22 protein-coding genes are annotated in these 25,275 nt (G+C 71.0%); 10 read left to right on the forward strand and 12 right to left on the reverse strand.

All coding sequences use genetic code 11. From position 1 onward, the window contains the following. The first annotated feature begins 70 nt into the window (after window positions 1-70). Window positions 71-481 (forward strand): VOC family protein, encoded by a 411-nt coding sequence (locus tag ACWGO0_RS26235; protein ID WP_453539846.1) that lies wholly within the window; start codon window positions 71-73, stop codon window positions 479-481. A 26-nt stretch (window positions 482-507) separates the two neighbouring features. Here ACWGO0_RS26235 and ACWGO0_RS26240 read toward each other — a convergent pair whose 3' ends face one another. The 4 genes from ACWGO0_RS26240 to ACWGO0_RS26255 all read right to left on the reverse strand — a co-directional run bounded on the left by ACWGO0_RS26240 (window position 508) and on the right by ACWGO0_RS26255 (window position 5,991). Then, complete coding sequence (locus tag ACWGO0_RS26240; protein WP_453539849.1) at window positions 508-1,674, reverse strand: alkaline phosphatase PhoX; 1,167 nt, start codon at window positions 1,672-1,674, stop codon at window positions 508-510. A 120-nt stretch (window positions 1,675-1,794) separates the two neighbouring features. After that, complete coding sequence (nirD, locus tag ACWGO0_RS26245) at window positions 1,795-2,163, reverse strand: nitrite reductase small subunit NirD (protein ID WP_453539851.1); 369 nt, start codon at window positions 2,161-2,163, stop codon at window positions 1,795-1,797. Continuing rightward, window positions 2,163-4,748 (reverse strand): nitrite reductase large subunit NirB, encoded by a 2,586-nt coding sequence (nirB, locus tag ACWGO0_RS26250; protein WP_453539854.1) that lies wholly within the window; start codon window positions 4,746-4,748, stop codon window positions 2,163-2,165. The genes nirD and nirB overlap by 1 nt, the downstream gene beginning before the upstream one ends. 1 nt (window position 4,749) lies before the next feature. Beyond that, window positions 4,750-5,991: an NAD(P)/FAD-dependent oxidoreductase gene (locus ACWGO0_RS26255; protein ID WP_453539857.1), complete on the reverse strand. Its 1,242-nt coding sequence runs from the start codon at window positions 5,989-5,991 to the stop codon at window positions 4,750-4,752. Window positions 5,992-6,162: 171 nt separating this feature from the next. Here ACWGO0_RS26255 and ACWGO0_RS26260 point away from each other — a divergent pair, with 171 nt between their 5' ends. After that, window positions 6,163-6,954 carry a sulfite exporter TauE/SafE family protein gene (locus ACWGO0_RS26260; RefSeq protein ID WP_453539860.1) on the forward strand — a complete coding sequence of 264 codons (792 nt, stop codon included), beginning with the start codon at window positions 6,163-6,165 and terminating at the stop codon, window positions 6,952-6,954. A gap of 12 nt (window positions 6,955-6,966) precedes the next feature. On the opposite strand, the gene ACWGO0_RS26265 is transcribed toward ACWGO0_RS26260, so the two are convergent. The 4 genes from ACWGO0_RS26265 to ACWGO0_RS26280 form a co-directional block, all read right to left on the reverse strand. Next, a complete protein-coding gene (locus ACWGO0_RS26265) occupies window positions 6,967-7,599 on the reverse strand; it encodes a class F sortase (protein ID WP_453539863.1) in 633 nt (210 codons plus the stop codon). Between the two features lie 25 nt (window positions 7,600-7,624). Then, the gene (locus tag ACWGO0_RS26270) at window positions 7,625-8,185 is read right to left on the reverse strand and encodes a hypothetical protein (protein ID WP_453539866.1); all 561 of its coding nucleotides are present in this window, start codon (window positions 8,183-8,185) and stop codon (window positions 7,625-7,627) included. A 375-nt stretch (window positions 8,186-8,560) separates the two neighbouring features. Further along, complete coding sequence (locus ACWGO0_RS26275) at window positions 8,561-9,022, reverse strand: DUF5990 family protein (RefSeq protein WP_453539869.1); 462 nt, start codon at window positions 9,020-9,022, stop codon at window positions 8,561-8,563. A gap of 22 nt (window positions 9,023-9,044) precedes the next feature. Further along, on the reverse strand, window positions 9,045-9,839 hold the full coding sequence (locus ACWGO0_RS26280) for an aminotransferase class IV family protein (RefSeq protein WP_453539872.1): 795 nt from the start codon (window positions 9,837-9,839) through the stop codon (window positions 9,045-9,047). A 76-nt stretch (window positions 9,840-9,915) separates the two neighbouring features. Here ACWGO0_RS26280 and ACWGO0_RS26285 point away from each other — a divergent pair, with 76 nt between their 5' ends. From ACWGO0_RS26285 to ACWGO0_RS26295, 3 genes are all read left to right on the forward strand, one after another. After that, window positions 9,916-10,545, forward strand: a complete 630-nt coding sequence (locus tag ACWGO0_RS26285; protein ID WP_453539874.1) for an NADPH-dependent FMN reductase — start codon at window positions 9,916-9,918, stop codon at window positions 10,543-10,545. A gap of 62 nt (window positions 10,546-10,607) precedes the next feature. Next, complete coding sequence (cutA, locus tag ACWGO0_RS26290; RefSeq protein WP_453539877.1) at window positions 10,608-10,946, forward strand: divalent-cation tolerance protein CutA; 339 nt, start codon at window positions 10,608-10,610, stop codon at window positions 10,944-10,946. Continuing rightward, complete coding sequence (locus ACWGO0_RS26295; protein WP_453539880.1) at window positions 10,943-11,365, forward strand: gamma-glutamylcyclotransferase family protein; 423 nt, start codon at window positions 10,943-10,945, stop codon at window positions 11,363-11,365. Before cutA ends, ACWGO0_RS26295 begins: the two co-directional genes overlap by 4 nt. A gap of 31 nt (window positions 11,366-11,396) precedes the next feature. Here the strand turns inward: ACWGO0_RS26295 and ACWGO0_RS26300 are convergent, their stop codons facing one another. Together ACWGO0_RS26300 and ACWGO0_RS26305 are read right to left on the reverse strand one after the other, a co-directional pair. After that, the gene (locus ACWGO0_RS26300; protein ID WP_453539883.1) at window positions 11,397-13,475 is read right to left on the reverse strand and encodes a molybdopterin oxidoreductase family protein; all 2,079 of its coding nucleotides are present in this window, start codon (window positions 13,473-13,475) and stop codon (window positions 11,397-11,399) included. Window positions 13,476-13,580: 105 nt separating this feature from the next. Beyond that, window positions 13,581-14,318, reverse strand: coding sequence for a SanA/YdcF family protein (locus ACWGO0_RS26305; RefSeq protein WP_453539886.1), 738 nt, complete (start codon window positions 14,316-14,318; stop codon window positions 13,581-13,583). Between the two features lie 197 nt (window positions 14,319-14,515). Here ACWGO0_RS26305 and ACWGO0_RS26310 point away from each other — a divergent pair, with 197 nt between their 5' ends. The 5 genes from ACWGO0_RS26310 (at window position 14,516) to ACWGO0_RS26330 (ending at window position 21,512) form a co-directional block, all read left to right on the forward strand. Continuing rightward, entirely contained in the window at window positions 14,516-15,400 is an 885-nt protein-coding gene (locus ACWGO0_RS26310; RefSeq protein WP_453539889.1) for a sirohydrochlorin chelatase, read from the forward strand. Window positions 15,401-15,437: 37 nt separating this feature from the next. Beyond that, window positions 15,438-16,748: a deoxyguanosinetriphosphate triphosphohydrolase gene (locus tag ACWGO0_RS26315; protein WP_453539892.1), complete on the forward strand. Its 1,311-nt coding sequence runs from the start codon at window positions 15,438-15,440 to the stop codon at window positions 16,746-16,748. Between the two features lie 175 nt (window positions 16,749-16,923). Next, complete coding sequence (locus tag ACWGO0_RS26320) at window positions 16,924-18,183, forward strand: NAD(P)/FAD-dependent oxidoreductase (protein WP_453539895.1); 1,260 nt, start codon at window positions 16,924-16,926, stop codon at window positions 18,181-18,183. 112 nt (window positions 18,184-18,295) lie between these two features. Beyond that, window positions 18,296-20,212 (forward strand): DNA primase, encoded by a 1,917-nt coding sequence (gene dnaG / locus ACWGO0_RS26325; RefSeq protein ID WP_453539898.1) that lies wholly within the window; start codon window positions 18,296-18,298, stop codon window positions 20,210-20,212. A gap of 208 nt (window positions 20,213-20,420) precedes the next feature. Next, on the forward strand, window positions 20,421-21,512 hold the full coding sequence (locus ACWGO0_RS26330; protein WP_453539901.1) for an RNA polymerase sigma factor: 1,092 nt from the start codon (window positions 20,421-20,423) through the stop codon (window positions 21,510-21,512). Window positions 21,513-21,535: 23 nt separating this feature from the next. Here the strand turns inward: ACWGO0_RS26330 and ACWGO0_RS26335 are convergent, their stop codons facing one another. Together ACWGO0_RS26335 and ACWGO0_RS26340 are read right to left on the reverse strand one after the other, a co-directional pair. Further along, on the reverse strand, window positions 21,536-23,494 hold the full coding sequence (locus tag ACWGO0_RS26335) for an ABC transporter ATP-binding protein (RefSeq protein ID WP_453539904.1): 1,959 nt from the start codon (window positions 23,492-23,494) through the stop codon (window positions 21,536-21,538). Continuing rightward, window positions 23,494-25,227 carry an ABC transporter ATP-binding protein gene (locus tag ACWGO0_RS26340; RefSeq protein WP_453539907.1) on the reverse strand — a complete coding sequence of 578 codons (1,734 nt, stop codon included), beginning with the start codon at window positions 25,225-25,227 and terminating at the stop codon, window positions 23,494-23,496. The genes ACWGO0_RS26335 and ACWGO0_RS26340 overlap by 1 nt, the downstream gene beginning before the upstream one ends. Window positions 25,228-25,275 lie beyond the last annotated feature (48 nt).

A 25,275-nucleotide genomic window follows, 5' to 3' on the forward strand; every position in this document is an offset into this window, starting at 1 on the left:
AACCATCGAAAGCGCCCGCACAGAGCGCCGCGGAGCACCACAAAGTACCGAGAAGGAAGAGTGGGACGTCATGCCTCAGATGATCTTCGTGAACCTGCCGGTCAAGGACCTGGAGACGACGAAGGGCTTCTTCGAGAAGCTCGGCTACGGCACCAACCCGCAGTTCAGCGACGAGACGACCGCCTGCCTGGTCATCAGCGACACGATCTTCGCCATGCTGATCACCGAGCCGAAGTTCAAGGAGTTCACCAAGAAGGAGATCGCCGACTCCGAGAAGTCGACCGAGGTCATCCTCTGTCTGAGCGCCGAGAGCCGCGAGAAGGTCGACGAGCTCGCCGACGCCGCCCTCGCCGCCGGTGGCTTCCCCGCCAACGACCCCATGGACTACGGCACCATGTATGGCCGCTCCTTCCAGGACCCCGACCACCACATCTGGGAGGTCATGTGGATGGACCCGGCAGCGGTGGAGGGCCAGGCCTGACCCGCCACCACCGCCGGACAGCCCGACTAGCTGCGGAACGGCCCGGTCACCTCGTAGGTGATGCCACCGGACGAACTCCCGCTCGTGCCACGCTGCGAGGAGAAGTAGAGGCGTGTGCCGTCGGGGGAGAAGGCCGGGCCGGTGATCTCCGAGCCGGACTGACCGCTGATCCGCAGGAACGGCGCGATGGTGCTGGCCGGCGTGATCAGACAGATCTCCATGTTGCCGCCGTCCTCCGCGACGTAGAGGTCACCGGAGCCCGACCGGGTGACGTTGTCGACGCCCGTGAGCGGCGCCGAACCGCCGGTGACGAGCGAGTCGTCGTAGGCGAGCGACAGGGAGGAGTTGTTGGCGTCGTACGCCCACACCCGGTTGTCGCCCTTCGTGGTGAACCAGCAGGTGCCCGCCGCGTAGAAGCACCCCTCGCCGCCGTTGAAGACCTTGGCGCCGGAGACCTGGTAGCGGGTCAGGGTGGGCGAGCCGTCCGGGTCGGGGACAGTGCTCCAGGTCACCGGGCCCGAGGTGCCGGTACCCGCCACGAGCACCTGAAGGGTGCCGCTCGACAGATTGCCCCAGGTGGTGGGCTTGAAGCGGTAGAAGCGGCCGTCCGACTCGTCCTCGGTGAGGTAGATGTAGCCGTGATCCGCGTCGGCGGCCGCCGCCTCGTGCTTGAAACGGCCCAGCGCCGGGCGCTGCACGGCCGCCTTGACGCCCCACGGGTCCGTCTCGTACACGAATCCGCGGCTGACCTCCTCGCAGGACAGCCAGGTGTTCCACGGGGTGTGGCCGCCGGCGCAGTTGTTGTTGGTGCCGGACAGGATGCGTGAGGCGGAGGTGACGGTGCCCGAGGAGTTGAAGCGCACGGCACTCGCGCCGCCGCCGCTGCCCGAGGAGACCTCGGCGTTGGAGACGTAGATCCAGCCGCTGCCGTCGGCGAAGGTGGCGCCGCCGTCGGGTGCGCTGTGCCAGGTGTACGAGGTTCCGGCGACGGTCTGACCCGAGCGGGCGATGATTCTGCTGGTGAATCCGCTGGGCAGCAGGATGCCGTTGGCGTTGGCCGGCTGCAGCGCGCCGTACGGGCCGGGGGCAGGCTGGGCCGGGGCCGCGAAGGCGGCGCCCCGCCACAGCGTGCCGCCGAAGGCAGCCGCCGAGGTGCCGATCACCGCTGTGCGCAGAAAGTTCCGACGTTCCACGATCACTCCACAGGTGACGTGAGGGCCCGCCGCCCGGTCGGGCGGCGGGTCGCGCGTCAGGACAGTAGAGCGACGCCCTTGACGGGACGTCAACGGACAGTGAACGGACCGCACATGCGGTCAGTCCGCCCGGACTCCGAACACCGGTACGGAGACCTCGTCGTCGTCCAGGCAGGCGCCCGTCGCCAGATCGAACCGCTGCTTCAGCAGGGGCGACGCGACGAACGGCCGGCCCGCCGAGGAGCCGATCAGACCCCGCGAGAGGACGTACGCCCCGGTGAACGGATCACGGTTGTCGATCGCGTACGCCTGCCCCGACCTGTCCATGAAGAGGGCGACCTGCCGGCCGTCCGGGAGCAGGGCCGCGACGCCGCGCCCCGGGGTCAGCAACGAGCGCTCGCAGACCGTGAACCAGGCGTCTCCGTGGGCGAGTTGGATCACCCGGGTGTCCTGCGACTGCTCGGTCGTCAGTGCCGTCTGTACGGTCATCAGGAGGCGGTCCCTTCAAGCGTGCGGATGGCGAGCACGGGTCCCGCGAGGATGTCCAGGTCGGGCTTGACCTGATCCCGTTCGGGGACGAACTTCACCGAGGGGTCGGGTGCGTCGGGTGCGTTGACGAAGGTGACGAAGCGGCGCAGCCGCTCGGGGTCGTTGATGGTCTCGGCCCACTCGTCGCGGTAGCCGGTGACGTGGTCGCTCATCAGCCGTTCCAGCTCCGCGCAGATGCCCAGCGAGTCGTGGACCACCACGTCCCGTACGTGGTCGAGGCCGCCCTCGATCCGGTCCAGCCAGGTCGAGGTGCGCTCGAGGCGTTCCGCCGTACGGATGTAGAACATCAGGAACCGGTCGATGAGGCGCACCAGTTCGGCGTCCGAGAGATCCTGGGCCAGCAGGTCCGCGTGGCGGGGTTCGGCGCCGCCGTTGCCGCCGACGTACAGGTTCCAGCCGTTGGCGGTGGCGATGATCCCGAAGTCCTTGCCGCGGGCCTCGGCGCACTCGCGGGCGCAACCCGAGACCGCGGACTTCAGCTTGTGCGGGGAGCGCAGTCCCCGGTAGCGCAGCTCCAGGTCGATGGCCATCTTCACCGAGTCCTGCACGCCGTAGCGGCACCAGGTCTGCCCCACACAGGACTTGACCGTCCGCAGCGACTTCCCGTACGCGTGCCCGGACTCGAAGCCGGCGTCCACGAGCCGGGTCCAGATCAGCGGCAGCTGGTCGACGCGGGCGCCGAACATATCGATGCGCTGTCCGCCGGTGATCTTCGTGTAGAGCCCGAAGTCCCGGGCCACCTCACCGATCACGATCAGCTTCTCCGGGGTGATCTCACCGCCCGGGATGCGCGGCACGATCGAGTACGAGCCGTTGCGCTGGAGGTTGGCCAGGAAGTGGTCGTTGGTGTCCTGGAGGGCCGCCTGCTCGCCGTCCAGCACATAGCCGCTCGCGCCGAGCGTGGGCGCCAGCGAGGCGATGATCGAACCGACCGTCGGCTTGCAGATCTCGCAGCCGTCACCGCCGCGCGCCGATTCCCGGCCGTGCGAGTCGAGCAGCGCCGCGTACGAGGTGGTGCCAAGCGTCCGTACGATCTCGTACAGCTCGCTGCGGGTGTACGAGAAGCAGCCGCACAGGCCCTTGTCGGCGCTCTGCGGCAGCAGCTGTCCGATGACCTTGACGCAACTCCCGCAGCCCGTGCCCGCCTTGGTGCACTTCTTCACCTCGGGCAGGGTGCTGTGCTCGCAGATCGCACCCTTGGTGACGTTGTGGCAGGAGCAGATCACCGCGTCGTCCGGCAGCGAGGACGGGCCGAGCGTGACCGGACCGCCCGCGCCCGCCGGCAGCACCAGCTGCTCGGGCGCCACGGGCAGGACCGTGCCGGTCATCGGCCGCAGCGTGCCGTACTGGTCGGCGTCCCCGACGAGCACCCCGCCCAGCAGGGTGCCGTCCCGGCCGATCACCAGCTTCTTGTAGACACCCGAGCGGGAGTCCGAGTAGACGACGTCGAGGCAGCCGTCGGCCGCGCCGTGCGCGTCACCGAACGAGGCCACGTCCACGCCGAGCAGCTTCAGCTTCGTCGACAGATCGGCGCCGGTGAACGAGGCCGTCTCGCCCGCGATCACCCCGGCCACCGTCTGCGCCATCTCGTACCCCGGCGCCACCAGCCCGTACACCCGGCCGTCCGCGGCCAGGGCGCACTCGCCGATCGCGAACACGTCGCCGTCGGACGTACGGCACTCCTCGTCGACGATGATGCCGCCGCGCTGGCCGACCGCCAGACCGCAGTCACGGGCCAGCTGGTCCCGGGGGCGTACACCCGCCGAGAAGACCACGAGGTCCGTGGCGAGGGAGGAGCCGTCGGAGAGGGACATCCCGTTCACCGCGCCGTTCTCGCCCGCGGTGACCTCCTGCGTACCGACGCCCGTGTGGACGGTGAGGCCCATGTTCTCGATGGTGCGCAGCAGTGCGGCGCCGCCGCCCGCGTCGACCTGGACCGGCATCAGCCGGGGCGCGAACTCCACCACGTGCGTGTCGAGTCCGAGCCCCTTCAGCGCGCCCGCCGCCTCCAGGCCGAGCAGCCCGCCGCCGACGACCGCGCCGGTCGTGGCCGTCTTCGCGTACTCCTCGATCGCGAGGAGGTCCTCGATGGTGCGGTAGACGAAGCAGCCCTCGGTGTCCTTGCCGGGGACCGGCGGCACGAAGGGGTATGAGCCGGTCGCCAGGACCAGCGTGTCGTACGTGAAGGCCAGCCCGGAGCGCGAGACCACCCGGCGCGCCTCGCGGTCGACGGTCTCGGCCGGGTCGCCGAGGTGCAGCTCGATGCCGTGCCGCTCCATGAAGTCCGGCTCGACGAGCGACAGGCCGTCCGGGGTCTTCCCGGAGAAGTACGAGGTGAGCTGGACCCTGTCGTACGCCGGGCGGGGCTCCTCGCAGAGCACGACGACCCGGGCGGTGCCCGCAGCGGCGGTCAGTCCGCGGTCGGCGAGTGCCTCCAGGAACCGCTGGCCGACCATGCCGTGCCCGACGACCACGATCGTCGGCACTCCTGCGGCGGGAGCGTTCGGGGAAGTGGGCAGCGGCATCTCAGAGGCCTCCGTCGTTGGTGAGCAGGTGGAGCAGGGACATGTCGGCGGGAAGCGGTTCGTCGTTCTGCCAGGTACGGGCGAGGGTGCCGACGGCGCCGAGGTCGCCGAACAGCACGCCTCCGGCCAGCCGGTCGCCGCGGACGACGACCGAGCGGTAGGCGCCCTTGGTGGCGTCGGCCAGCCGGACCACGTCGTCACCCGGCAGCGGCCGGGAATCGCCGAACGCGGCCAGGTCGAGTCCTCCGGTGCTGGGGGAGGCGGGGACCGTGGTGGCGAGTGCCGGGGCGGGGGAGCGCAGGGTCAGCCGGGTCAGGGCCCGGGTACCGGTGTAGCGGGCGGGCCGGCCGGCCAGTACCTCGGCGAGCACGTCCGCCTGTTCCAGTGCGGCGCCCGCGAGCCCGTAGACGGTCGAGTCGTGTTCGGCGCAGTCGCCGACCGCGTGGATGTACGGGTCGGACGTGCGCAGTTCGTCGTCCACGACGATGCCCTTGCGGACGTCGAGACCGGCCGCGCGGGCCAGCCCCGTCCGGGGGCGGACCCCGCAGGCCAGCACCGTGATCTCGGCCTCCAGCTCGTAGCCGTCGGCGAGTTCCACGGCGCGCACCGCCGAGTCCGTGCAGCGCAGCCCCCTGACCCGGCACTCGGTGTGCACCTCGACCCCGAGGGCTTCGAGGTGGCGCCGCAGCAGCCCGGCCGACTCGGCGTCCAGCTGTCGCTCCATGAGGTGCTCGCCCTGCTGGGCCAGCACCACCTGGGCGCCGCACTCGGCGAGCGCGCGGGCGGCGGACACCCCGAGGAGGCCGCCGCCGATGACGACGGCGCGCGTTCCGGGACGTACCGCGGCGCGCAGGGCCAGGCAGTCGTCGAGCGTGCGGAACGGATGCACCCCGTCCGGCAGCGTGTTCCCGAGACCCCGCAGCGGCGGCAGGACCGGGTTGGATCCGGTGGCCAGCACCAGCCGCCCGTACCGGACGACGCTGCCGTCGTCGCAGTGCACCAGCCGGTCGGCGGGATCGATACGGACCACCCGCACCCCGCGCCGCACCTCGGCGGGCGGCAGGGCGATCACGTCCGGTGCGTACCGTCCGGCCAGCACCTCGGCCAGCAGCACCCGGTTGTACGGGGCGTGCGCCTCCTCGCCGATGACGGTGACGCCGGGGACCCGGGCGGCGAGCCGTGCGCCCGCCATCCCGGCGCCGATCACCACCACGCGCGCCGTGTTCTCCGTCTGTGTCCTCATGACGACGAGACTGCGTGGCGGGTGTTACCCGGCGGGATCCCTCCTGTTTCCCGGGAGGAACCTTGCGCTCAGCGCGGTACACGGGGGTGTGTGAGGGGGCTGACGGGCGGTGCCGGGGAGCGTGTGAGGGGGCGTGCGGGCCGGCCCGGCGGGGAGCTTAGGGTCGGGATCATGCCCGAGATAACACTGACCACGCTCGTCTTCCTCTGCCTCGCCGCCCTGGCTGCCGGCTGGATCGATGCCGTGGTGGGCGGCGGCGGGCTGCTGCTCCTGCCCGCGCTGCTGCTGGGCCTGCCGCAGGTGCCGGCCGCGCACATCCTGGGCACCAACAAGGCGGTCGCGATCGTCGGTACCTCGGGCGCGGCCGTGACGTACGTACGCAAAACGCCGGTCCAGGTGAAGACGGCCGTACGGATCGGGCTCATGGCGCTGACCGGCTCGATGGCCGGTGCGTTCTTCGCCGCCGGGATCAGCAGCGAGGTCCTGCGCCCGGTGATCATGGTGGTGCTGCTCGGGGTCGCGGCCTTCGTGCTGCTGCGGCCGTCGTTCGGCACGGCGGTCGCGGGCGACGGCACGGGCCGGAAGGTCACCAGGGCCCGTACCGTCACGGCGATCGTCCTGGTCGGCGGCGGCATCGGCTTCTACGACGGACTGTTCGGGCCCGGCACCGGCACCTTCCTGGTGCTCGCGCTGACCGCCGTGCTCCACCTCGATCTGGTGACCGCCTCCGCCACCGCCAAGATCGTCAACGTCTGTACGAACGCCGGGGCGCTGGCGATGTTCGCCTACCAGGGCACGGTGCTCTGGCAGCTGGCCGCCCTGATGGCCGTATTCAATCTGGCGGGCGGCATGCTCGGGGCGCGGATGGCGCTCAGGAAGGGCAGCGAGTTTGTCCGCGGGGTACTGCTGGTCGTGGTGTTCTCGCTGGTCGCCAAGCTCGGATTCGATCAGTGGACGGCCTGACCTGGCGTTCGCTCAGCGCACCTCGGTGAGGTGCGCGTACGCCACGACGTTGCCCTGGTAGCCGGTCTTCTCCGAGAACCCGCCGCCGCAGGTGATCAGCCGCAGTGAGGCGTGCGGCGATTCGCCGTAGACCCGCTGGTCGGGGAAGTCCTCGTTGTCGTACACCTCGATCGCGTCGATCGAGAAGACCGCCGTGCGCCCGTCCTTGCGGTCGATCTCGACCAGGGTCCCCCGCTTCAGCGCTCCCAGGGCGTAGAAGACGGACGGGCCCTGCGCGTTGTCGACATGACCGGCGACGATCGCGGTGCCCTTGGCCCCGGGCGGTGTCCCGTTCTTGAACCAGCCCGCGACGTTGCGGTTCCCGTCGGGCGGCACGTCGAGGCTGCCGTCCTCGCCCAGCCCCAGCCGCATCATCGGCGCGTCCACCTCGATGCCGGGGATGCGGATGCGGACCGGTTCGGACGGGCGCATCGGCTCGGCGACGGGGGAGCCGGGCTGGAGCTGGGGGCCGGCGGCGAAGGACTCGGCCGTGGACGGCTGGGGCGGCACCAGCAGGGTGTCGGACCCGTTCTGGATCAGCCACACACCGCACAGCACGGCGATGCCGACCAGCCAGCCCTTGGCCTTCTGTGTCTTCCGGGACACGGTCGTTGTCCTCGCGGCCGGCCCGTCAGTTCCCGTGCGTGCCGTTCGCCCGGCGGCGCATCAGCACCGCCCCGCCGACGGCTGCCGCGGCGATGACGCCGACGCCCGCCGCGATCTGGGTGGTGTCGGGTCCGACGCTGCCGCCGACGCCCGTCCTGACGTGCCCGGCGGGCCGGTCGTGGTCGGGCTTGAGGGGGTCGGGCTTGTGACGGCCACCGCCACCGGTCACTTCGAGGTCTCCGCCGGCCTCCTTGCCGTTGTCGCAGGAGACACCGATGCCGTACGTCCCGGGCTTGGTGTCGTGCGGCACGGTGAACCGGCCGACCGTGACGTCCTTGCGCTTCCCGGAGCTCAGCTCGAAGTCACCGGCGTCCAGGGAGTTCGCGTCGCCGATGCCCGACCCGTCGGGTCCGCACGCGGTGGTGCTCACGGTGACGGTCGAGCCGGGGGCGGCGGTCGCCGGAGTGATCTCCAGCCGGCCGAGGTCTCCCGCGTACGCGGACGGGGTGGCGAGGGTGAGGCCGAGCGCGGCGACGGTGAGCGCCGCGGCGGCGGTACCGGTCACGAGGCGGGCAGGACTGCGCATGGGGAGTTCCTCCGGGCAGACGGCGCGAGCGGGTGTGTCCTGCCTCCGAGGTAACGGGCGTCCCGCGGCCCACGCCTGCTGACGCCCGGTCAGCTTTCACCCGTACGGACCGGCGCGGCACCCTTGCCACGGGGCATCGGCGCAGGTCGCGGTGGTGCGGCTGGGCCGTTCGGTCGGCTGCGGGGTGACTCGCGCCGATCGAGTGACGAGCCACGGGTTAGATGTGACGCGCCTCACATGCATGGCTCCCGCGGTCGAGGGCACACGCATCACACCCCCCACGGGACACGGCATCCCCCCGCCGTCGCCCCACGGCAACCGCCCCCACGGGCCCGCCCCCCCCCGGGCTCGTGGGGGCGGTGTCGTGTCCGGAGCTCAGGCGTTGTCCGTGGCGGCCCACTCCACGTACGGCGCGCGCACCCGGGCGCACAGCGGCTGGCCCTTCGCGTCGGTGAGCCGCAGCCGTGCGGTGAGGTGCCCGGTCTTTACGGCCTCGTCGAGGACGGCCGGGTCGATGTCGCTGAACATCAGTTTGGCCCGCCGGAACATGGTGAACACCCCGGACTCGTCCACGGTGCCCCAGGACAGATAGACGAAGCGCCCGCCGAGCCGGTTCTGAACGTACGGCCCCGACACCTCCACGCCCTCCTCCGTGGCCGCGGTGACGCAGTCCAGCGTCCAGGTGGCGGAGGGTGCGTCGCCGGGGTGCAGCCCGAGCAGCTCGCCCGGCCTGTCCTTGCGCTGCACGCCGACGTGGATGTTCTCGTAGCCGGGAAAATCGGTGTCCGGCCCGCAGCTGCGGCCCGGGAGTGCGGAGGCTTCGATGTGGATCTGCATGGGCCCATGCTGCGCCACGGGCTCAGACCGTGTCCCAGGGGGCGTCCTCGTACACCTTCCCGATCCGTCCCATCAGTTCCTCGTCGACCTCGAAGGAGACGTCGTCGATCCGGTGCACGGGTGCGATGCCCTGCGAGTTGGTGACGAACGCCGCCCGGTACGCCCCCAGGTCCTCCAGCGTCACCGGCCGCCGCACCGACGCCATCCCGGCTCGGGCAAGGCCGCGCTCCAGGAGTGCCATGGTGATGCCGGTCAGTGCCGGTGCGTCCGGCCAGACCACCGAAGTGCCGTCCCAGAACGCGATGTTGGTGACGGCCCCCTCCGTGACCACGCCGCCGGGCGCGGTCAGCAACGCGTCGTCGAAGCCCTCCCGCTGGGCCAGCAGGCCGTAGTACGTCTGGCCGAACTCGCCGGGGCGCTTGATGTGCGGCACCACGCGGGCGTACGGGACGGACATCAGGCTCCTCGGGGCGGCGGCCGTCCACGCGGGCTCCCGCACCGTCACCATCACCGTCGTCGCCGTGTCGCCCGGCGGCAGGAGGCCCATGACCCGCACCGAGGCGTCCTGGACCCCGGCGCCCTTCAGCGCGTGCCCGATCAGTCCGCGTACCTGCTCGCCGTCCAGAGGGAGGCCGAACAGCTCCCGGTTCGCGGCGGCCAGCCGGCCGAGGTGCAGATCCAGGCCACGTACCTTTCCGTCCCGGATCTGCATGGCCGTGAAGTGGCCGTAGCCGAAGAACGCGGCGACGCGCAGATCGTCCTCGGTGGCCGGGTGCCCGTCGACCTCGACGTACAGCGCCTGTGGGGAAGTTGTCATGCCTCCACCGTATGCCGTGGGGCGCGATGACCGACGGGCTTGACCTCAACCATGGTTGAGGCGTGAGTCTCTGGTCATGGACCTCACCGCTTCGGCATCCGCACCCGCATCCGTATCCACCGCCACCACCGCGCCGCTCAAGGTGGCCGTCATCCTCGGCAGCAACCGCGAAGGGCGCTTCGGCCCCGTCGTCGCCGACTGGTTCCTCTCCAGGGCGGCCCGTCACCCCGGCATCGAGACCGAACTGGTCGACGTCGGCGAGCTGGACCTCCCGTACGCCCTCTCCTACCGCCCCGATCCCACCGCGCAGGCCCAACTCGCACAGGTCACGCCCCGACTGGCCGAGGCAGACGCGTTCGTCGTCCTCACTCCCGAGTACAACCACTCCTTCCCCGCCCCGCTCAAGAACCTCATCGACTGGCACAACGCCGAATGGCACGCCAAGCCCGTCGCCTTCGTCTCGTACGGAGGGATCTCCGGCGGTCTCCGGGCCGTCGAACAGCTCCGGCAGGTCTTCGCCGAACTGCACGCCGTCACGATGCGCGACACGGTCTCCTTCCACAACGCCGGAGCCCACTTCGACGACGAGGGCCGCCACAAGGACCCGACGGCCCCGGACGCGGCGGCCAAGTCGATGCTCGACCAGCTGGTCTGGTGGGGCCACGCACTGCGCGACGCCAAGACACACCGCCCGTACGGCGCCTGACCCGGTCCCGGCCGACAATCCAGGGAGAGAGCCTTGTCCACGCACTCCCGAGGAGCCCGACGATGACCGAGCCGGCATGGCTGACCGTACTGACCACGACGGACAGCGAGGAGAAGGCCCAGTCCCTGGCCCGGAGCGCCGTGGAGGCCCGGGTGGCGGCCTGCGCGCAGGTCTCCGCGCCCGTCACCTCCGTCTACCGGTGGGAGAACGCCATCGAGGCCACCGAGGAGTGGCAGGTGCTGTTCAAGACGACGGCCGAGCGTTACGACGAGCTGGAGGAGCACATCGAGGCGGTGCACGACTACGACACCCCGGAGATCATCGCGACACCCGTGGTGCGGGGCAGCGCCCGCTATCTCGCCTGGGTGACGGCCCAGACCGCACCCGTCGTGGCGCTGTGACCGTCGGCGAACTGCCGTTCTTCGTCTACGGCACGTTGCTGCCGGGTCAGCGCAATCACGACCGGTTCCTCGACGGCCGTACGGCGGGGGAGCGGCCGGCCCTGCTGCCGGGCGCGCTCCTCTACGAGGGTCCCGGCTACCCGTACGCCATCGAGGGCCACGGCACGGTCCACGGCGCCCTCGTCACGGCGGCGCCCGGTGCGTACGGGGAACTGCTCGGACTGCTCGACGAGCTGGAGGGCTACCTGGGCCCCGGCCACCCGCGCAATCTGTACGAGCGGGTGGCCAGGGACGTCCGGGTGGAAGGCACCACGACCGCCGCCTGGGTCTACCTCGCCGGAGCCGCCGTCACCCGCTCCCTGAGAACGGGCGGCACCCCGATACCCGGCGGGAACTGGCGCAGACCGACCGGCAAATAGGGGGCGGCGTCGCCCTATTTGCCGGTCGGTCTCACCCGGCAGGCTCCACCCGCACCGCGCACACCTTGAACTCGGGCATCCGCGACACCGGGTCCAGGGCCGGGTTCGTCAGTGTGTTGGCCCGGCCCTCGCCCGCCCAGTGGAACGGCATGAACACCGTGTCCTGCCGGATCGCCCCGGTGATCCGCGCGGGCGCGACCGCCCGCCCCCGGCGCGAGGTGACCGCGACCCGGTCGCCCTCGGCCACCCCGATCCGCTCCGCGAGCCGGGGATGCAGCTCCACGAACGGTCCTGGCGCCGCCGCGTTCAGCTCCGCCACCCGCCGGGTCTGCGCCCCCGACTGGTACTGGGAGACGACCCGCCCGGTCGTCAGCACCACCGGGTACTCCTCGTCCGTCTCCTCCGCCGCCGGACGGTGCGTCACCGGGACGAACCTGGCCCGCCCGTCGTCCGTGGCGAACCGGTCCAGGAAGAGCCGCGGCGTACCGGAGTGCTCCTCGTCCGGGCAGGGCCAGAACACCCCGTCCTCCGCCACGATCCGCTCGTAGGTGATGCCCGCGTAGTCGGCGGGGCCGCCCGCCGAGGCCCGCCGCAGCTCGTCGAAGACCTCCCGCGGATCGGTCGGGAAGCCCTTGCCGTGCCCCAGGAGCGCGGCCAGACCGTTCAGCACCTCCAGGTCACTGCGTACCCCTTCCGGAGCGGTCACCGCCTTCTGCCGCAGCAGCACCCGGCCCTCCAGATTGGTCGTGGTCCCGCTCTCCTCCGCCCACTGCGTGACCGGCAGCACCACATCGGCCAGCGCCGCCGTCTCCGACAGCACCACGTCCGCGACCGCCAGGAAGTCCAGCGACCGCAGCCGCTCCTCGATGTGCCCGGCGCGCGGGGCGGAGACGACCGGGTTGGAGCCCATCACCAGCAGCGTCTTTACATCCGACCCCAGCGCGTCCAGCAGCTCGTACGCACTGCGGCCGGGCCCCGGCAGCGAGTCGGGGTCCACGCCCCACACCCCGGCCACATGGCGGCGTGCCGCCGGATCGGTGAGCTTGCGGTAGCCGGGCAGCTGGTCGGCCTTCTGGCCGTGCTCGCGGCCACCCTGCCCGTTGCCCTGACCGGTCAGACAGCCGTAGCCGGACAGCGGGCGCCCGGCCCGGCCGGTGGCCAGACAGAGGTTGATCCAGGCACCGACCGTGTCCGTGCCCTTCGCCTGCTGCTCGGGGCCCCGGGCGGTCAGCACCATGCCGGTCTCCGCATCGCAGAACATCTCCACGGCCGCGCGCAGCTGCGGCACCGCGACGCCGGTGATGCGCTCCACCAGCTCCGGCCAGTGCGCCATCACCCCGGCCCTGGCCTCGTCCCAGCCGCTCGTACGGGAGCCGATGAACTCCTCGTCGACCCGGCCGTCCGCCACCACCAGATGCAGCATGCCGAGCGCCAGCGCCAGATCGGTGCCCGGCCTGGGCGCCAGATGGAGATCCGCCTGCTCGGCGGTCCTGGTGCGGCGCGGATCGATGACGATCAGCTTGCCGCCGTTCTCGCGCAGCTCCGTCAGATAGCGCAGCGCGGGCGGCATCGTCTCGGCGATGTTCGACCCCACGAGGATCACGCACCCGGTGCGGGGGATGTCCTCCAGGGGGAACGGCAGCCCGCGGTCGAGGCCGAAGGCCCGCTGGTGCGCGGCAGCCGCCGACGACATGCAGAAACGGCCGTTGTAGTCGATCTGCGAGGTGCCGAGCACCACCCGGGCGAACTTCCCGAGCGTGTACGCCTTCTCGTTGGTCAGCCCGCCACCGCCGAACACGCCCACGGCGTCCGCCCCGTGCGCCGCCCGGGTCCCGCGCAGCCCGTCCGCGATCCGCTCCAGGGCCTCGTCCCAGCCGGCCGGTTCCAGCTCACCGCTCACGGCGCTGCGTACGAGCGGTCCGGTCAGCCGTACCGCCGACGAGAGCACGGCGGGCGCGGTCCTGCCCTTGCCGCACAGGGCTCCGCGGTTGACGGGGAAGTCGGTACGCTCCACGACCTCGACCACCGTGCCATCGGTGACGGGTCGCAGATTCATCCCGCACTGCAGGGCGCAGTACGGGCAGTGGGTGGACGTCTCGGTGCTGGCCATATGCCCAGCGTGCGAGCCGGGTATTACGAGGGCCACTGCTTCCGGTTACGCACCGGGTACACCCGCCTCAGCCCGGCCCGGACCCGGCGGTGAGGTTCGGGACTTCTACCGCCCGCCGGCCGCCAGCGCCTCCGTGACGCCCTGCTCCCGCGGCCCCAGGAACTGCGGATCCGGCCGGAACACGACGTCCAGCCCCGCCTTCGCCGAGGCGAACAGCTCCCGCGCGCCGCCGTAGTACCAGGTCGCGTCGTGTACGGCGTCGACCCCGACCCCGTACGCGTCGATCCCGGCCGTACGGCACAGCGCGATCGCCCGCCGGATGTGGAATCCCTGGCTCACCAGGACCGCCCGGTCGACCCCGAAGATCTTCTTGGCCCGCACACAGGAGTCCCAGGTGTCGAACCCGGCGTAGTCGCTGACGATCCGCCCGTCCGGCACCCCGCGCTCGGTGAGATACGTCCGCATCGCGTCCGGCTCGTCGTACTCCACCCGGCTGTTGTCCCCGGTGACCAGCACGACCTTCACCTTGCCCGTCCGGTACAGCTCGGCGGCCGCGTCGAGCCGGTGCGCGAGATACGGCGACGGCCTGCCCCGCCACAGCCCGGCCCCGAACACGAGCGCGACCTTCTGCGCGGGCGCGTCGGCCGTCGTCCGTACCCGCGCGTCGGCCGTGGCGTGCATCCAGGTGGAGGGCGCGAGACCCACCACGCAGGCCACCATGAGCCCCTGCACGACCAGCCGCTGCCCACGGCGGGTCCGCGGCAGCCGCGCCATACGCGGCAGCCGCAGCAGTGACGGCCCCCGCCGAATCGGCCACCTCAGCCGCCCCACCCATCCGGGCATTCCCGGCAGTCTCACTCGTCCCCGCGGCATGCAAGCCCCCTGTCGGTCCGCCGTCTTCACGTTCTGCTGTCCCCTATGACCGGACGAACGAAAGGCCGAAAGAGTTCACTCGTCCACGACATCCGCGGTGAGCCCATGGCAAACACCCGTCACCCTCGCGCAACGGCACGGCAACCTCCACCGGGCACCATCGGTTCATGACGGCGCCGGCATCGGAACACCCCCGTGAGTCCCTGCCCCTCGACAGCACCGCGCAACTCCTGACCCGCATCACCGATCAACTCGGCACCCAGCTCAGCCTCGTCTCCCTGAACGGAACCCGCAGGCCCATGCACCTCACCCCCGCCCCCACGCTGGTCGCCGTCGCGCACGGCAGCCGGGACCCCCGGGCCCTGCGCACCGTCCTGGAACTCCTCGACCGGGTCAGGGAACTCCGCCCCGGCCTCGACGTCCGCCTGGGCCACATCGAGCTGAACGAACCCCTCCTGCCCCGGACGCTGGCCGCCGTGGGCGCCGGAGAAGCCGTACTCGTACCGCTGCTCCTCTCCCGCGGCCACCACGTCAAGCACGACCTGCCCGCAGCCGCGGCCGGCGCGCCCGCCCTGCGGAGCCGGATCGCCGCACCGCTCGGCCCGCACCCGCTGCTCGTCGAAGCACTGTGCGGGCGGCTCGCCGAGGCCGGCTGGGACCCCGCGGACGGCACGAGCCGCAGCGCCGCCGTCGTGCTCGCAGCCGCCGGTTCGCGCGACCCCGACTCCGCGGCCGACACCCGCCGCACGGCCCGGATGCTCAGCGACCGGCTCGGCGGCATACCCGTCGTACCCGCCTACGCGTCCGCCGCCGCACCCACCGTCCCGGCCGCCGTACGCGCCCTCGCCGCCCGGGGCCGCCACCGGATCGCCATCGCCTCGTACTTCACCGCACCCGGCCGCTTCGCCACCGCCGCGGCAGCCGCCGCACCGGGGGCCGCCGCGGCCCCGCTCGGCGCGCACCCGGCGATGGCCCGGCTGCTCCTGCACCGGTACGACGCGGCACTCGGACACGAATCCCCGGTGAACGAGCGGCTCCTGACGTCCGCCTGACCCCGGTTTGTCAGCCCCGCCGATTACTGTCGGAACCATGGACGGTACGCACGGCAGCCACGACACACACACGGCCGCATACGGGGCCAGGGACACCGAGCGCTGGGACACCGAGCCCGACAAACGGCCGGGCCGCACCGCGTTCCAGCGCGACCGCGCCCGCGTGCTGCACTCGGCCGCCCTGCGCCGACTCGCCGGGAAGACCCAGGTGGTCACCCCCGGCACCCGCAGCCCCGCCTGGGACGCCAGCCCCAGGACCCGGCTCACGCACTCCCTGGAGTGCGCCCAGGTCGGCCGCGAGCTGGGGGCCGCGCTCGGCTGCGACCCCGATCTGGTCGAGACGGCGTGCCTCTCCCACGACATGGGCCACCCGCCGTTCGGGCACAACGGGGAGCAGGCGCTCAACGACTTCGCATCGGACTGCGGCGGTTTCGAGGGCAATGCCCAGTCGCTGCGTCTGCTCACCCGCCTCGAACCCAAGCGGTTCGTGCGCGACACCCACAGCGGCGAGCTCGTCAGCGTCGGGCTCAATCTGACCCGTGCCGCCCTGGACGCCGCCACGAAGTACCCCTGGCCGCGCGGCGGCCACCCCACCGACCCCGCCTCGCCGAAATTCGGGGTGTACGAGGACGACCTGCCGGTCTTCGACTGGGTCCGCGAAGGCGCCCCTGGGGACCGCATCTGCTTCGAGGCCCAGGTCATGGACTGGTCCGACGACGTCGCGTACTCGGTGCACGACTTCGAGGACGGACTGCACGCCGGGCACATCGACCCCAACTGCCTCTTCGCCGAACCGGAGCGGCGCGACATCTGGGCCGTCGCCATCGGCCGGTACGTACCGGCGGACACCGACCCGCAGGAGCTCGCGGACGCCCTGGACCGGCTCATCGACCAGGACTGGTGGCCGCACAACTACGACGGATCGGCTGTCGCCCAGGCCCGGCTGAAGGACGCGACGAGCCAGCTCATCGGCCGGTTCTGCCAGGCCGCCGAGGCCGCCACGTACGAGCAGCACGGCCCCGGACGCCTCAGCCGTTACGGCGCGGAGCTCGTCGTCCCCCGCGAGGCGCGCAACGAATGCGCCGTCCTGAAGGCCGTCGCCGACCGTTACGTCATGCAGCGCGCCGAGCAGGAGGTCATCCGCGCCGACCAGCGCGTCGTCATCGCCGAGCTGGCCGCCGCACTCACCGCCCGCGCACCGGAAGGACTGGAACCGCAGTTCCGCGCGCAGTACGAGAGCGCGGCGGACGACCGGGCCCGCAAGCGCGTCCTGGTCGACCAGATCGCCGCCCTCACCGACGCCTCCGCGCTCTCCCTGCACACGGCCCTCACCATGCGCAGCTCCTGACCCGCCACCGGCAGGCACCGGGCGCCGGGCGCGGCGATGCGGCCGACCGTGCCACAAGTGGTGTGCTGACCACTGGGTGTGACCTGATCGGGGCACACCCCCTTTCGCCATCACGCTGTGTGCGGGACGCTCGCAGGTGGCGGCGGAGCACAGCACCAGCACCGAGGAGGCACAAGTGGTCGACGCACATCGCACGTTCGTCATCGTCGGCGGAGGACTGGCAGGAGCGAAGGCAGCGGAAACACTCCGTGCCGAGGGCTTCAGCGGCCGGGTGATCCTGATCGGCGATGAGCGTGACCATCCGTACGAACGGCCTCCGCTCTCCAAGGGATATCTGGGCGGCAAGGAGGAACGGGACAGCGTCTTCGTCCACGAGACGGCCTGGTACGCCGGGGCCGACATCGAGCTCCACCTCGGCCAGCCGGTCACGGCCATCGACCGTGCCGCCCGCTCCGTGCAGCTCGGTGACAACACCGTCATCCACTACGACAAGCTGCTCCTCGTCACCGGCGCCGAACCCCGCCGGCTCGACATCCCGGGTACGGATCTGGTCGGCGTCCACCATCTGCGCCGCCTCGCCCACGCCGACCGGCTGCGCAACGTCCTGGCCGCCCTCGGCCGGGACAACGGCCACCTGATCATCGCCGGAGCGGGCTGGATCGGCCTGGAGGTGGCGTCGGCGGCCCGTGGCTACGGCGCGGAGGTGACCGTCGTCGAACCCGAGCAGACCCCGCTGCAACAGGTCATCGGCCCCGAGCTCGGTCAGATCTTCACCGATCTGCACAGCGAGCACGGCGTCCGCTTCCGCTTCGGTGCCCGCCTCACCGAGATCACCGGCCAGGACGGCATGGTCCTCGCCGTCCGCACCGACGACGGCGAGGAGCACCCCGCCCACGACGTGCTCGCCGCGATCGGCGCCGCCCCACGTTCGGCCCTCGCCGAGGCGGCAGGACTCGAACTGGCGGACCGGGCGCACGGCGGCGGCATCGCCGTCGACGCCTCGCTGCGCACCTCCGACCCGCACATCTTCGCCGCGGGCGACGTGGCCGCCGTGCAGCACCCGCTGCTCGGCACCCGGCTGCGGGTGGAGCACTGGGCGAACGCGCTGAACGGCGGCCCGGCCGCCGCCCGCGCCATGCTCGGCCAGGAGGTCAGCTACGACCGGGTGCCCTACTTCTTCTCCGACCAGTACGACCTCGGCCTCGAATACTCGGGCTGGGCACCGCCCGGCAGCTACGACCAGGTCGTCATCCGCGGCGACGCGGGCAAGCGCGAGTTCATCGCCTTCTGGCTGAAGGACCGCAAGGTCCTGGCCGGGATGAACGTCAACGTCTGGGACGTCACCGAGAGCATCCAGCAGCTGATCCGGGCCGGCGGGCAGATCGATCCCGACGCGCTCGCCGATCCGTCGGTACCGCTGGAATCCCTGCTCTGACCGTGCAGGAGCGGCCGGGAGCCCTGCAAGGATGCTCCCGGCCGCCCCGCCCGTTCCACGGATCACACCGTCGTGCGGTCCGGGTGTCGTAGCCCACCCGTAGACTTCACGGGTGGCAGGCAGGATCAATGACGACGACGTGAAGGCGGTCCGGGACGCGGTCCCGATCGACGCCGTCGTTTCCGAGTACCTCCAGCTGCGCAACGCGGGCGGCGGAAATCTCAAGGGACTCTGCCCCTTCCACGACGAGAAGTCTCCCTCCTTCCAGGTCAGCCCCAGCAAGGGGCTGTTCCACTGCTTCGGCTGCCAGGAGGGCGGCGACACGATCGCCTTCGTGATGAAGATCGACCACCTCACCTTCTCCGAGACGGTCGAGCGCCTCGCCGCCAAGGCGGGCATCACCCTGCGGTACGAGGAGGGCGGCTACAACCCCTCCCACCAGCGCGGCGAACGCATCAGGCTGGTCGAGGCGCACAAGGCCGCCGCCCAGTTCTACATCGAGCAGCTGGACAGTGCCGAGGCCGAGATCGGCCGGAAGTTCCTCGCGGGACGCGGCTTCGACCAGGCTGCCGCCGCCCACTTCGGCGTCGGCTACAGCCCCGCCGGCTGGGACCACCTCACCCGCTATCTGCGCGGCCAGGGCTTCAGCGACAAGGAGCTCATCACCTCCGGCCTCTCCCAGGACGGCCGCCGCGGCCCCATCGACCGCTTCCGCGGCCGGCTGATGTGGCCGATCAGCGACACCTCCGGAGAGATCGTCGGCTTCGGCGCGCGCAAGCTGCGCGACGACGACAACGGACCGAAGTACCTCAACACCCCGGAAACGTCGATCTACAAGAAGTCCCAGGTGCTGTACGGGATCGACCTGGCCAAGAAGGACATCGCCAAGGCCAGCCGGGCCGTCGTCGTCGAGGGCTACACCGACGTCATGGCCTGCCACCTCGCCGGGGTCACCACCGCCATCGCCACCTGCGGCACGGCCTTCGGCAACGACCACATCAAGCTCCTGCGCCGCCTCCTGATGGACAACGGCAGCGCCCGGGTGATCTTCACCTTCGACGGTGACTCCGCGGGCCAGAAGGCCGCCCTGCGCGCCTTCGAGGACGACCAGAAGTTCGCCGCCGAGACCTACATCGCGATCGCCCCGGACAACATGGACCCGTGCGATCTGCGGCTGGCCAAGGGCGACGAGGCCGTCCGCGACCTCGTCGAACCCCGTACCCCGCTCTTCGAGTTCGCACTGCGCCAGATCGTCGGCCGGTACGACCTGGAGACCCCGGCCGGCCGCGCCGCCGCGCTCGACGAGGCCGCACCCGTCGTCGCGAAGATCAAGACGAGCAGTGTGCAGCGCGAGGTGGCCGTCCAGCTCGCCGGCTTCGTCGGCATCCTCGACCAGGAGTTCGTCGTACGCCGCGTGGCACAGATCGCCCGCTGGGCCCGCGACCGGGGCGACCGCGGCCCCGCACAGGGCCCGTCCCGTGGCGGCTCCCACCACCAGCAGCCCGGCCCCTCCTCCGCCGCCCCTTCGGGCCCCTCCGGCCCCGCGCTCAACCTCCGCAGCCCCGCCCACCGCACCGAGCGCGAGCTGCTCAAGCTGGCCCTCCAGAAGCCCGCCCTGGTGTCACCGGCCTTCGACGCCTACGGGATCGACGAGTTCACCGCCCCGCCCTACGCGGCGGTCCGGCAGTGCATCGCGGAGGCGGGCGGCGCCGAACAGGGCCTGGCCGAGACCCGCGAGTACCTGGTCAACGTCCTGGACGCCGCCCCCGACGACACCGTGCGCAACCTCGTCACCGAGCTGGCCGTCGAGGTCTTCCACGGCAAGTCCATCGACGAGACGTACGCGGGCATGCAGCTCGTCCAGGTCCGGCTGCGCGCCGTCGACCGCCGCATCGACGACGTGCAGGGCAGCCTCGCCCGCCTCGGCAGCAACGTGGCCCCCGAGCATCTGGCCGCTGCGCAGAACGAGGTCTGGGTCCTCCAGCAGTACGCCCAGTCCCTCCGCGGCAACGGCGCAGACGCGCTCTGACGCGCCCGCACCGCCCCGAGCGGACCCGCCCGGTAACCGGCCGGTCACGCACAGGACTCAGAAAGTCACCGCACGCCCCTCGTGGCAGCGATGTGTCGTACCCCACACTGGGTGGCGGTGCCTGAGTCATCGGAGCGCGGTCGGTCCACCGGAGGCGGACCCCACACCCGCCGCGCTCCGGCAGCGCGATCACCTGGAGGTCGCCCCCGTGCAGACCCGGACCGTGACGAGCCCGACCGAGCATGTCCCGGCGATCCCCTCGCAGAACCGGGCCGTGCGCCATCCGGAGGCCGCAGCGGCTCCACCCGGGGAGGTGGGCGACACAGTGATGGAGGAGCTCCCGGAGGTGCCCGAACGCCCGGAGCGGCCGAGCCGCCCGGACACCGGAGGCACCTCGTCCGACCTGTTCCGCCAGTATCTGCGCGAGATCGGCAGGATTCCGCTGCTCACCGCCGCGGAGGAGGTGGAGCTCGCCCGCCGCGTCGAAGCGGGGCTCTTCGCCGAGGAACGGCTGGCCCGCACCCCGGACCCCGACTCCCGCCTCGCCGTCGACCTGGACCGTCTCGTGGTCATGGGACGGATGGCGAAGCGCCGGCTCATCGAGGCCAATCTCCGCCTCGTCGTCTCCGTCGCCAAACGCTATGTGGGCCGCGGGCTCACGATGCTCGATCTCGTCCAGGAGGGAAACCTCGGACTGATCAGGGCCGTCGAGAAGTTCGACTACGCCCGGGGCTACAAATTCTCCACGTACGCGACCTGGTGGATACGCCAGGCCATGTCCCGCGCACTCGCCGACCAGGCACGGACCATCCGGGTCCCCGTCCACGTCGTCGAACTGATCAACCGCGTCGTACGGGTCCAGCGCCGCATGCTCCAGGAGCGGGGCTACGAACCGACGGCCGAAGAGGTCGCCGCCCAGCTCGACCTGACGCCCGAACGGGTCGGCGAGGTGCTGCGCCTCGCCCAGGAACCCGTCTCGCTGCACGCCCCGGTCGGCGAGGAGGACGACGTCGCCTTCGGTGACCTCATCGAGGACGGCGACGCGACGTCCCCCGTCGAGTCCGCCGCGTTCCTGCTGCTGCGCGAACACCTGGAGGCCGTGCTCTCCACGCTCGGGGAGCGCGAGCGCAAGGTCGTCCAGCTGCGCTACGGGCTGGCCGACGGGCGGCCCCGCACGCTCGAAGAGATCGGCCGGATCTTCGGCGTGACGCGCGAACGCATCCGCCAGATCGAATCCAAGACCCTCAACAAACTGCGGGACCACGCCTTCGCCGACCAGCTCCGCGGCTACCTCGACTGACCGGACCTGCCCCAGGCCGTGCCCTAGTCCACCTCGGCCAGCGCCTCGGCGAACTGCGCCGCGTACAGCCGGGCATACGCACCCTTGGCCGCCAGCAGACCGTCGTGCGTGCCCTGCTCGACGATCGACCCGTTCTCCATCACCAGGATCACGTCCGCGTCCCGGATCGTGGAGAGCCGGTGCGCGATCACGAAGCTGGTCCGGCCGTGCGCGAGGCGTGCCATCGCCTTCTGGATCAGCACCTCGGTACGGGTGTCCACCGAGCTCGTCGCCTCGTCGAGCACCAGGATCACCGGGTCGGACAGGAACGCCCGCGCGATGGTGATCAGTTGCTTCTCGCCCGCGCTGACCCCGGAACCCTCGTCGTCGATCACCGTGTCGTAACCGTCCGGCAGGGTGCGGATGAAGCGGTCGGCGTGGGCCGCCCTGGCCGCCTCCTCGATCTCTTCCCGGCCGACCTCGCGCGAAGCGCCGTACGCGATGTTGTCCGCGATCGTTCCGCCGAACAGCCAGGTGTCCTGGAGGACCATGCCTATCCCCGACCGCAGCTCGTCGCGCGACATCGTCGACACGTCGGTGCCGTCGAGGACGATCCGGCCGCCCGTCACCTCGTAGAACCGCATCAGCAGATTGACGAGCGTCGTCTTGCCGGCCCCGGTCGGGCCGACGATCGCGACGGTGTGACCCGGCTCCACGCTCAGCGACAGGTTCTCGATGAGCGGCTTGTCCGGTTCGTAGCGGAAGGACACCTTCTCCAGCGAGACGCTGCCCACCTTCGCCGGCGAGGCGCCGCCCAGCGGCTTGCCGGGACGCTCACGCGGCTCGGGGTCCGGGTCCGGCTCCTGCTCCTCGGCGTCCAGCAGCTCGAAGACCCGCTCGGCCGACGCGACGCCCGACTGCACCAGGTTCGCCATCGAAGCGACCTGCGTCAGCGGCATCGAGAACTGCCGCGAGTACTGGATGAACGCCTGCACATCGCCGATGGACAGGGCGCCGGAAGCGACCCGCAGCCCGCCGACGACCGCGACCAGCACGTAGTTCAGGTTCGACACGAACATCATCAGCGGCTGCATGATCCCGCTGTTGAACTGGGCCTTGAAGCCCGCCTCGTACAGCCCGTCGTTCTGCTCGGCGAAGTCCCGCGCGGACTCCTCCTGCCGCCCGAAGACCTTCACCAGGGTGTGACCGGTGTACATCTCCTCGATATGGGCGTTGAGCCTGCCCGTCACCTTCCACTGCTGCACGAACTGCGGCTGCGAGCGCTTCCCGACCCGGGCCGCGACGAACACCGACACCGGGATCGTCACCAGGGCGACCAGCGCCAGCAGCGGCGAGATCCAGAACATCATGATCAGGACGCCGATGATGGTCAGCAGGGAGTTGATGAGCTGACCCATCGTCTGCTGCATCGTCTGCGAGATGTTGTCGATGTCGTTCGTCGCACGGCTCAGCACCTCGCCGCGCTTCTGCCGGTCGAAGTACGAGAGCGGCAGCCGCGCCAGCTTCGTCTGGAGGTCCTCGCGCAGCTGGAACACGATCCGGTTGATCACCCGGATCGACAGCCGCGTCGACACCAGCATCAGCAGCCCCGCGCCCACATAGACCGCCAGCGCCACCAGCAGGACGTTCCCCACCGCACCGAAGTCGATGCCGTCGCCAGGGGTGAAGTCCACCTTGGACAGCATGTCGGCGAGACCGCCGCTGCCCTCCTCCCGCAGCCCCTCGATGGCCTCGGCCTTCGTGGTCCCCTCCCGCATCCCGCGGCCGACGACCCCCGCGAAGATCAGGTCGGTCGCCTTCCCGAGGATCTTCGGACCGACCACCGAGAGCCCCACGCTCAGCGCGACGGCGACGAGCATCGCGTACAGCGAGGACTTCTCCTGGCTGAACCTCTTCAGCAGCCGCTTCCCGGACCCCTTGAAGTCCATGGACCGCTCGGTCGGAGCGCCGCCCGCCATCATGCGTCCGCCAGGCCCGGCCATTACGCGGCCTCCGCTTCCGTCAGCTGGGAGAGCACGATCTCCCGGTACGTTTCATTGCCGTCCATCAGCTCGTGATGGGTGCCGGTCCCGACGACCCGGCCCTCGTCCAGCACCAGAATCCGGTCGGCGTCACGGATGGTCGACACCCGCTGCGCCACGATCAGTACCGTCGCCCCCGCCGTCTCCCGCGCGAGCGCCCCGCGCAGCGCGGCGTCCGTCGCGTAGTCCAGCGCCGAGAACGAGTCGTCGAAGAGGTAGATCTCCGGGCGCTGCACCAGCGTCCTGGCGATCGCCAGACGCTGCCGCTGCCCACCGGAGACATTCGTCCCACCCTGCGCGATCGGCGCGTTCAGCCCCTGCTCCAGCTCTGCCACGAACTCCTTGGCCTGTGCGACCTCCAGGGCGTGCCAGAGCTCCTCGTCGGTCGCGTCCGGATTCCCGTACCGCAGATTCGTCGCGACCGTCCCGGAGAACAGATACGGCTTCTGCGGCACCAGGCTCACGGTCTTCGCCAGCAGCACCGGTTCGAGCGTGCGCACGTCCACACCGTCGACCAGCACCTCGCCGCCCGTCGCGTCGAACAGCCGCGGTACGAGTCCGAGCAGCGTCGACTTCCCGCTGCCCGTCGACCCGATGATCGCGGTCGTCTCACCGGGCCGCGCCACCAGGTCCACCGCACGCAGCACGGGCTCCTCGGCGCCCGGGTAGCGGAACTCCGCTCCCCGCACCTCCAGATGGCCGTGACGGCGCAGCTCCGTGACGGGGGCCACGGGCGGCACCACGCTCGAATCGGTCTCCAGGACCTCCTGGATGCGCTCGGCGCAGACCTCGGCGCGCGGCACCATCATGAACATGAAGGTGGCCATCATCACCGCCATCACGATCTGCATCAGATACGCGAGGAACGCGGTCAGCGCGCCGATCTGCATCCCGCCGCTGTCGATTCGGTGCGCACCGAACCAGACCACGGCGATGGACGACAGGTTCACCACCGTCATGACGATCGGGAACATGAACGACATCAGCCGGCCGGTCGCCACCGACACGTCCGTCAGACCGGTGTTCGCACCCCGGAACCGCTCCTCCTCGTACGCGTCCCGGACGAAGGCGCGGATGACGCGGTTGCCGGTGATCTGCTCGCGCAGCACCCGGTTCACCGTGTCGAGCCGCTCCTGCATCGTGCGGAACAGCGGGCGCATCTTCTTCACGATGAGGCTCACCGAGATGCCGAGGACCGGCACCACGGCCAGCAGCACGGCGGAGAGCGGCACGTCCTGCCCGAGCGCCATGATGATGCCGCCGACACACATGATCGGCGCCGAGACCATCAGGGTGAACGCCATCAGGACCAGCATCTGGACCTGCTGCACGTCATTGGTCGTACGGGTGATCAGTGACGGCGCACCGAAGCGGCCGAGCTCACGCGCGGAGAAGGACTGCACCCGGTCGAAGACCGAGGCCCGGAGATCCCGTCCGAGCGCGGACGCGGTCCGCGCACCGTAGTAGACCGCCCCGACGTTGCACAGGACCTGGACGACGCTCACGGCGATCATGACGCCGCCGAACTCCAGGATGTAGCCCGTGTCCCCCTTCACGACACCGTTGTCAATGATGTCCGCGTTGAGGCTGGGCAGGTAGAGGCTGGCGCAGGTCTGCAGCAGCTGGAGAAAGACCAGCAGTGCGATGGGTTTTCGGTACGGGCCGAGATAGGTCCGCAGAATTTTTATGAGCACGCGTGTCTCTCGGAGTCGGCGTTGGGCAGAGGCCGAACCATTTTCCGG

This window comes from Streptomyces sp. NPDC055749 (assembly GCF_053617235.1).